Genomic DNA, 8,396 nt, shown 5'->3' on the forward strand with positions numbered 1-8,396 from the left:
CCTGCGGCCGGCGGAGGTCACGCCTGATGAGATCGCGGCTCTTGGCGAGCATGCCACGCCCGATGAGATCGCGGCCCTTCGTGCGAGCGTCACGCCCGGCGACGAGGAGATCGCGGCTCTCCGCGGGAAGCTCACCCGCACCCTCGACCAGCTCATCAACCAGCAGCGGTACCGGCTTCCCGCACTTCAGCCCGACCAGGTGACGGGGCCACAGTCGCCCGGTCCGATACTGCAGGTCGGCGTCGAATTCGTCGACACGGCCGACGAGGCCCACACGGTGGTCAAGGTCCGTCGCGGGCTTCCGGAGCCTGCCCGGCGGATGCTTCAGGACGTGTGGTTCACGGATGTGCACCCGGCGGCGTACTTGCACGAGGCAGTGCTGCACGGGCTTGGTGTCCGTGACGACCAGGCGGACCCGCGGACGCTGCTGACTCCCGGCGAGCGGGCCGAACAGCACCTGTCCGAAGGCGAGTCGAGCCTGATGGGCCCGTTCCGGGGCCGTCCGGGACAGACCCGCTTCGTCCTCACCTCCGACCACCTCCAGCAGATCGCAGACGTCTTCGCGCCGTACACCCACGCGGGACAGCAGACCACCCCGGCGCTCACCGCTTCACGGGCTCTTGCCGTGGGCGGCGACAACGAGCGGGGGCAGGACACGCAAGCCGCGGTCGACTACGGACTTGTTCATCCGGACGACCGCGACATCGTCGTCGAGAGCGAGCCCCGCGAAACCCTCTGGCGCTTCTCCAACCGTCCGCCCGAGGAAGTGTTCGAGCAGGGATTCGTTGCCGAGGACACCGGCAACGTCGTCACGGTTCACCGTTGGGTGAGTGGATACCCGACGGCGCAGTTCGTCTCCACGAGCAAGGACCGCGAGCTGTGGTTCCGGGGCGACACCCGTTACCGCTACCGGATCGACCCCTCCCGCAACGCCGACCCCACGGGAGTCGACGTCGCCCCCACTCTGGAGAGCCAGGGGAAGCAGTACACCTTCAACTGGGAGCAGGAGGTCGCGTTCACCGGGAGCATCGGTCCCGAGGCCGTCGTCAGTGTCTACGACAAGCAGGCGGACCGCACCGGTCTCTGGAACCCGGAGACGAGGGAAATAACCTGGCAGCCCGGCGCCCATGACCTGCCCCTCGACCAGGAACGGCAGCAGGCCGCCCGGACGGTTGTGGACGACATGCCCGGTCTGCCGCCGGACTGGGACCAGGCCACCGCCGGTGAACCCGGACCGTCCCACGTCCCGCCGACCGGAGAACAGCAGGACACTGCAGGCACCACGGGTGACGTGGTGCTCGCCCCTGCCGCGCCGCCGCTCAGCAGCGCCATCACGCAGTTCGGGACCACCCGGGACGGTGAGCAGGGCCTGGTGTACGTCGCACCCGTCCCTGAGGAGACCGTCACCTGGCTCCAGGAGCAGGTGTTCGGGCAGGTCGAGGGCGACCGGGGCGAGGACGCCGATTTCCGGGAGGCGGTCCGCAGGACCCTGACGTCCCGGTTCCTGAGCAGCGAGTGGGCCCGACTGTTCAGCGAGCACGGCCTTCCGGTCCGGGCGCCCTACCGCGGGCGGACGTACCAGGTCGCCGTACGCCTCGGACTGTCCGCCCCCCGCCAGGTCGACCCCCAGATCCACGAGATGCCGGACGGCCCACCGGTCAACATCCAGCGCTGGGACTTCGGGATCAGCGAGATCGGCGACACCGACAGCGTCGGCGATCTGCGGTCGATGAGCCTCAGCCACGCGCACACCTGGCCCCTCCCGCACACCGGCTGGTTGCGGCGGGTCACCGTGCAGCCGCAGTTCACGTACACCCACAACCAGACCACCACGACGGTCTCCGCCGGCGCGACCGTGCAGCCGATGATCCTGCTTCGCAGCCGGGAGCGCTCCTGGCCGTACGAGTACGTGATGAACTGGCAGATCCGGACGGTGACCGGGCTCAACCAGGCCGTCACGGCCGCCCAGATCACCGACCAACCGGCCGACGGGACCACGGACCCTGCGGTTGTCCTGACCACGGACGCCGTGGCCGACCGGACCACGGATGACGTGGCTGTCCAGATCACGGACGCACCCACAGCCGCCCAGACCGTCGGCCAGTGGCACACACCGCAGACCCAGGCGCCCTCGGCGCTGACCGTCTGGTTCCCCAAGCACCTCGTAGACGACGAGGCCGACCCCGGCACTCTGACGCACGAGGAGGCGGACAAGCGCCCGGCGCCCTTGGACACGCTGGTCAACCGGGTCCCGCTGTTCGCGGTGGAGAGCGTGCCGCGCGCCGACGTTCTCTTCTCCGACGTGCTGACGTCCTTCCGGCAGGACCTGAAGGACATCTCCGAGGCGTCACTGGACGAGCTCCGCCAGTTCTTCGGTGAGGGCAACCTCCGCGGCAACCTGCCCCTCATCTACAGCGGTCGGCACACCTCGCCGACCCTCTTCGCCAAGGACGGCTCCGTCATCGGCATGCTGAAGGTGCACGCCGACCTGGAGGAGCGGACCGGGCCCGACGCGATCGTCGGACCGCCGACCCGCAACTCCGTGCTGGAATCCCATGTCCTGCGAACGGTCCGGATGACGGGCAGCGCCGCCGTCGCGAACGCGTCCGGTGTGGGGGTCGGAGTCGGCCTCGGTTTCGCCGCCGGCCTGCCGGACCCGGCCACCGGAGTCGAGCCGATCGGCTTCACGGTGAACCCGCAGGTCGCCACCCAGCACCAGGTGACCCACACCCTCAACTCCGGCGGCAGCGCGAAGACCTCGCACTCCCTGCGCACCGGCAAGCCGCTGCTGCGCGAGCTGGTCGACGCGGTCTACCACATCACCCTGGTACGGCCCGACGGCCCCGAGCGCGGCCCGGCCGACGACTCGCCCCTCGCGGTCGGCACCAGGCACCCGCTGATCCTGCGGGTGCCGTCCGCCGGGACCGTCTCCGGCACGCCGAAGGCCCCGCGCTACCTGCCGTCCGATGTCCTTCATCTGCGGTCCCTCGGCGTCTCCGCGACCCCGCTGTCCGTCGACGGAACCGAACCGCTCTTCGCCGACCTCGAGAACTGGCTGCGCGACCACGGTTTCCTGCCGCCCGGGCGGGCCTCCTCGCTGCCCGGAGCGGTGGTGGAGAACGCCCTGCACGTCCAGCGGCTCAACAACGTCCGCAAGCTGGAACAGATCCGCTCCAGGATGGGCCTGCGGGCGGAACTCGACGAGATGATCGAGGGCGGTCACACCGTCTGGTTCGAACTCCCCACGCTCTCGGGCACCCAGCGCGTGTCGTTCCGGATGACGGCGGAACGCCGCTACCTGGAGAACCCCGACGGAGACGACACGGACGGGGGAGTCACCCACGACCAGCACCTGATGGCTGTTCAGACGCTCAACTACACCGGTTCCACGATCGCGGGAGACGAGCAGCTCACCCGCGCCCCGTGGACGCTCAGCGGCGGCCTCCAGGGCTCGGTGACCAATCCGTTCGACCGTAACGGCAACCTGTGGCTCCAGGGCGTCACCCCCGAGTACACCTACAGCCGGCAGAGCTCCACCGTGACCGGTTCCAGCGCGGGCACCGGCCACGAGTTCTACATCCTCAGCCCCACCGGCAGCCCCACCGAGGACGGCGTTCAGCTCCACACGATCCCTGTCACGTACCGGACCGAGCTGTCCTGGAGCCACGGACCCGCTCCGGAGCAGGGCGAAGCCGAGGGAACCGTGAGCGTGGCGCTGCCCACGTACCGCACCCTCACCGAGCGCGACACTCAGGGGCCGCGGGCGATGCCCCAGTCGCGCCCGCTCACCGAGGCGGACGCGGACGGGCCGGCCGGCGCGCTGCGGCTGCCCGAGACGGCCCTGCTCGACCGGGTCGAGGGCAGCGAGGCCGTGCGTACGGCGGTGCGGGAGATACTCAGCGCCTTGGCCCGCGAGAAGGAGGAGGACACCCCGGAGGCAGGCACCGTGCCCGGCGCCTGGGTGGAGAACCCGCAGGAGCAGACGGTCACCGCGACGCCGCCGGTCACCCGGCCGGCGGAGACCGAGGAGGGAATCGCACTCCAGTCGGTGCCGGGGACATCGACCGCGCCCGACCCCGCCGCCACGGAGTCCGCCGCGGCCGAGTCCGTCGCCACCGAGTCCGTCGCCACCGGGCAGCAGCGGGACGGTGCAGAGACCGAGGATCAGGCCGACCAGCCCCAAGACGACGGGGGCGAGCAGGAGCAGTCGGCACAGACCGGCAACGCCCCGACGCTGACGGCGCTGCTGCACCGTTCCGCGGCCGGCGTGCTGGGCGGTGGCCTGGCAGCCGTGCGGTGGACCGCGACCCAGGCCGCCGGGGTCTGGCGGTGGACCAGCCGGCTCGGCTTCGGGGAAGACATGACCGCCCCGGAGAGCGTCGCCCAGGAGGTCGTGGAGTCCGCACTCTCCCCGCACCACATGATCGCCAACGCCTACCGGATCTTCCGGGACTCCTACGTCGTGGAAGGCCCCGGCACCTCGGGCGTGATCGCGGGCCAGGTCGTCACGATCAAGGTCGAGGGATTCGTGACGGAGGTCAAGGCCCTGCCGCGACCGGGAGTCATGGACTACGAGCGGTGGATCCAGTCCGTCGACGCCTCGGCCGAGACCCGGAACGACAGCCGCGGTCACGCGTACGGAGCCACGGTCGCCGCCGACTACGGTGACTCGCGGCGTACGTTCGCCCCGTCGGGCCGGTTCGTGCACAAGAGCACCGTCACCGACGGCTCCACCGTGAACGACAACTCGGCCGCGCTGCGCGTCACGAGCGAGAACGACATTCCCGCGCACCGGTTCAGCGGCAAGGTGACGTACAAGGTCACGGTGCAGGCCGGCCTGAGCAACGTCGTGACCGGCACGGTGGCCGGACGCCCGTACCTGGAGGAGACCCGGGTCATCGAGATCCCGGACGGCCTGGAGATCCTGCTCAACGACAACGACCTCATCAATCACCCGGAGTTCAGGCTCGACGGCGTCCCCGAGCCTCAGGACGCCGGCCCGCGCAACCGTATGCTGCCCCCCTCGTTCGTTCAGAGCGGCGGCCAGATCGGCTTCGGTTCGGTGACCGAGGTCCACCCCGATGCGGGCAGGTCCGCTTTCCAGGACCAGATCCGGGAACTCGTTGAGGAGATCGCCCCGGGGGCGACCGTGCCCGGCCACGCCACCTATCTGCCGGGCGTCCTGTCTCGCATCAACGAGCACGGTTCCTCGCTCGGCATGAGGACACTGGTAAACGCCGGTCCGGCCGGTCACACCGCCTTCCACTTCGTCCACCGCTCCTGGCTGGGCCCGATGCTCGTCGAGGTGAAGCTGCGGGCGCGCCCGGCCGCGGACCCCGCCGCGGCGCGCGGCCGGTCGGCCCTGCAGAACGCCGGTCTGGACAACGTGCTCGGCCACTCCAGCGGCGAGGGCAGCACTCTGCCCGTCCCCGGCACGACCCGGCAGACCCATACCACCTCGAGCGCCGACGAGTTGGACTTCTCACCGCTGGTCCAGCACGACGGCCACCGGTTCCGCCCGACCGTGTCGATGACCCGGCAGACCGGCGTCACCGAGGCGGCGACCTCGACGCGCGAACGGCGGGCCTGGCAGCGGAGCATGCTGGGCACCTTCGAGTTCGACCTCGCCTACGCCTACGAGGTGACCGTCACCGCGACACCGATGAGCGAGGTACTGACCGTCGCCGTCCTCCAGACGCTGGTGGGCGGGATGGGCGTGATCGGCCGGTACACCGGGCTGAGTCACCTGCTCACGGAGGCGTACGGGCTGCTCCCGGAGACCCTGCGCGGCTCCCTGTCCGGTCTGCTGCCGCATCATCCCGCGCGGAAGCGCACCGAGAACGTCGACGCGCGTGCGGTGATCCGCTTCAACGGATCGGAGACGCCTGTCGAGGTGACGCAGCGGCGTCGGCCGATCACGCCCGACCTCTACACGGCTGACCCCACACTCGCGCTGCCCCAGGAGCCGGACCAGACCGTGATCGACACGGAGGTCCCGGACGCGGTCCGCGCGGTGCTGAGCGGTCAGGCGTGGGTTCCTCGCCGGCCGTTCGAGATCTACGACTTCGACGGGACCGCGGAACTGGATCAGGCGCTGCGCGAGGTCGACCCGACGCTGGGCGGGACACGGGCGCTGCCCACGTCCATGTCCGCTGAGGGCATGTTCATCCGCCTCACCCAACTGGCCCAGACCGGCCGCCTCACGCTGCTCCCGCCGGCCGCCACCGCGCCGTACCTGGGACAGCCGGGCGCGTCCGGCACCTCGATCCGGCTGTCGATCCACGCGCCGCGCAGCGAGTCGGACAGCCTGGACACCGCGATCGACCGGGTCGAGATCGCCAACGACGGTTCGTTCTCCCAGGCGGACCTGAGAATGAACCCGGCCCTGACCTTCGGCTACAGCGGACCGCTGGACAGCTCCGCCACCGACCGGCTCGGCCCCACGGTCCCGCTCGGCGGCGAGCGCACCGCCGCCGGGCAGACGCACTCGCTGTCCGCCCCCCGGCGCGAGATGCTGCGTTTCGGCACGCCCATGGCGGGCGCGACGGACGGGGTCCGGGGCCACCAGGTCTGGGCGGTCGGCCTGCTGGAGGTCCGGGGCCCGCGCGGCACCCGCTGGGTGGCGGGCAACATCGTCCTGCGTACGACGGAGGAGCCGCCGGAGGCGCCGTCCGAGACCCCCGCCGACACGCTGCACGAGCAGACCGCTCAGCAGGACACCCAGCCGGCGGTTCCCCCGCAGCAGGCCCCGCAGGAAAAGGCTCCGCTGAAGGAGGCCCCGCAGGAGGAGGCGCCGCGGCGGGAGCAGCCGTCCGAGGTGCGGCAGCACCCGGCCCCGCAGCAGGACGACATGGGCATCCAGCAGGGGGAGGTTTCGCAGGAGCAGACCGTCCAGTCCGTTCGGGCCACGGACGTCGTCGAGCCCCCTGTCCCGGCCCCGGTGTCGCGGGGCTGGCGTCAGGTGGACGCGAACGACGATGAATCGGGCCCGGCCGTGACCCGGGCGCCCGAGGACGCGGACGAGTCCGACCGGTCCTCGTACTCGGAGGAGTTCGAGGCCGATGAGCCGGTGCCGGTTGTGCCGTTCCCGCGCGGCGGCCTGGTCCTGACGAGCCAGGCCGAGATCTCGGAGCAGGCCGGTCAGGAGCAGGCGACCCTCCATCCCGACGCGGAGGAGCAGACCGTCCCGACAGCGGTCACGGAGGTTCCGGCCCATTCGTCGGCAGTCGAGTCGGCTCCACTGGACGAGACGGCGCCGCAGCCCCTCTCGACGGCCGACCGCGTCGAAGCAGAGCTCCTGGGGATCTCGCCGGACCCGCGCCCCGACGCCCAGGAGGACACCGAGTCGGTGTCCGCGGAGCCCGGTACCGTGCAACCGGCGCTGGTGGAGCCTGCGCGCGTCGAACCGGCGCCAGTGGAGAACCGCGTGCGGTTCGCGGAGCAGCTTGTTCGGAAGGTGGAACCGGCAGAACAAGATGCTGAGGAGACGTACGAAACCGAGGGGATCACGCCGGCGACGGGCGATCCGCAGCGGTCGGACGTAGCGTGGGACACCCGGACGCATGCAGACGGGAGCGACCCGGCACCGCAGGTGCGCCTGCGGGAAGTGCGGTTCGACCGCCGGGCCAAGGCGCTGTCGGCGGAACAGCGGCAGACGGTGCGTGAGCTCGCCGAGCACACGGCCCGGGTGGCGATCGCCAACAGGCGGCGCGGGCTGCCCCTGCCGCGGGTGGTGGTGTATGGCGGCGGCAACGGCAGCCTGCTGCCCACGCCCGACCGGGCCATGGCCGCCACGCAGACCGGATGGGAGCGCGCCCACGCGGTCGCCGAGGAGTTCCGACGCGCGTTGGAGTCGGCGCTGAGCACCCTCCAGGAGGGGCGCCGCGCTCCCGTCACCATGGACTCGTCGATGGTGGCCGTCCAGACCCTCGGCCGTGCCATGGGCCGGAAGCAGCCGTTCGACACCGGCGCCGACCGCGAGACGCTGCGCCGCCGGGCGATCATCGAGGTCGACGAGCACCCGAACCGGACGCAGTCCGCACCGCCTCCGGTGCGTACGCAGACCGAGGTCCATACGCAGCCCGAGGCGGACGGCAGCACCGTGGCGCGTTCGGACACCGGCGACCGCTCGGACGGCCACGAGGCGAACGCCCCGCGCCTCGAGGGCACCGTGTCCGACGGTACGACCGCCGGGATGGAGGACAGACTTCCGCAGACGCAGAGGTCTGCGTCTGAGGCGACGCAGGGACAGCTGAGGTCGCAGGGGGCGGCGGGTGTGCGCTCGTTCAGTCGGCAGCAGTTGGTCGGTGCTGTCGGTGAGGTGGTGGCCGAGGCGGGTACGGCCGTGGTCGGTGACGCCGGCGAGGCCGTCTCGGACGGTGCCGCGGTGAACTGTG

1 protein-coding gene is annotated in these 8,396 nt (G+C 71.3%); it reads left to right on the plus strand.

Features of this window, described 5'->3' with window-relative positions; all coding sequences use genetic code 11:
• Positions 1-8,396, plus strand: an 8,396-nt coding sequence (locus VIW71_RS17070) for a scabin-related ADP-ribosyltransferase (protein ID WP_331623169.1), incomplete at both ends; no start/stop codon positions are given.

Origin of the sequence: Streptomyces sp. (assembly GCF_036524955.1) — a bacterium.
GTDB lineage: Bacteria > Actinomycetota > Actinomycetes > Streptomycetales > Streptomycetaceae > Actinacidiphila.